Annotated in this window: 2 protein-coding genes and 1 pseudogene; all 3 read right to left on the bottom strand. The window is 39.1% G+C overall.

Annotation, left to right across the window (positions count from 1 at the left end; translation table 11 throughout):
* Window positions 1–126: 126 nt before the first annotated feature.
* Window positions 127–303 (bottom strand): hypothetical protein, encoded by a 177-nt coding sequence (locus tag IGI58_RS18195; RefSeq protein ID WP_429955517.1) that lies wholly within the window; start codon window positions 301–303, stop codon window positions 127–129.
* A gap of 26 nt (window positions 304–329) precedes the next feature.
* A complete protein-coding gene (gene gpG, locus IGI58_RS18190) occupies window positions 330–683 on the bottom strand; it encodes a phage tail assembly chaperone G (protein WP_429955520.1) in 354 nt (117 codons plus the stop codon).
* Between the two features lie 26 nt (window positions 684–709).
* Window positions 710–1,169, bottom strand: a pseudogene (locus IGI58_RS18185) (major tail protein); the annotation flags it as partial.

The raw sequence follows: 1,169 nt of genomic DNA, 5'->3' as shown, positions 1-1,169 counted from the left end.
CATTGTCCACTTTACCGTCAAAATCCCCTAGCTTTTTTACAGCAGCATTCAAACCGGAAGCAAAACCGGATTCATCTAATATCATTTTTAAAACTAAATCTTCATTGTTCAAAAAAGTGTCACCCCCTAGAACATCGTATTTTCATCAAGGTATTTAAGATCTTGATATTCTTTGGCACCGTCACGAAACGCGAGTAACTTCATCAGTTCAGATAAATCAGTATTTTCTATTTCGTTCAGAGTCCATCCCTTTTCAAACAGTTCAACTTTTAGCGCCATTTCACGATATTGTGGTGTAGACATAAAGTCAGGATGTTGTAAAAGGTCGGTTACTTTTTTTTCGTTTCTGCATAGACAGCATCGTAACCAGTAGTTACAGAGGCTAAGAGTTGCCCGGTCATTTTTAAAATTTCCCTAGCGTCCATACCGTCTAAATATTCTTGACCTGTGAATTGTCCTTCAAAAATGACTTCTGCGATAAAGTCATAACATTTTCGCAAGACTGGTCGAATTTCTTCCATGTCATTGGTTTGAGTTGATTCTTCAAGCTCTACCTGTAAAGCAGTCGCATCTTCCATGACTGATCCTGGTAAAATTTCAGCAGATTTGAATTGTTTCTTTTCATACCCACCTTTTGCTTTTTTAAAATTCAATTTGATTGTTGTTTGTAATTTACTCGCCATTATTCTGTCCCTCCATCAAAGTCAATTGGTTCTGTTACTTTTGTAAACCAGTTTTTGATTACTTCTGGATCTACATTCTCATCGTCAGAGTCTACAGACCACATATAGCCGACGCCTGGAACATCAACAAAGTTTCCTGTCCATTCAGGATGTGTATATGAAACGGTGCTGCCTTCTAAAGTTGTGGATTCGTCAGACGATAACAAGAATTGTCCTTTGTAAAAAATTGTGTAACGGTATGCGCCATTTGATTTCTTACGACGATAGGCGAAGGCTCCATCCGGTGTAATATCATCAGCAGATCGCAATACACCACCGCCGACCATTCTTCCGCCAGTCAATTCAGCTAATACTTTATTGAGATAACCGTTTGTTGTTAGCGCAATTTCAGCACCACCAAACGCAGTAAACTGATCCTGCACAACGCCATCCCCATAGTCTGGTGATGTTTCATAATTTAGGGTTGGGTTGATACTAACAGCTGTA

This window comes from Enterococcus sp. AZ020, assembly GCF_050499205.1.
GTDB classification, from domain to species: Bacteria; Bacillota; Bacilli; order Lactobacillales; family Enterococcaceae; genus Enterococcus_L; species Enterococcus_L dunnyi.
The sequence above is the reverse complement of the archived record's forward strand: the minus strand, read 5'-3'. Positions and strand labels throughout refer to the sequence as shown.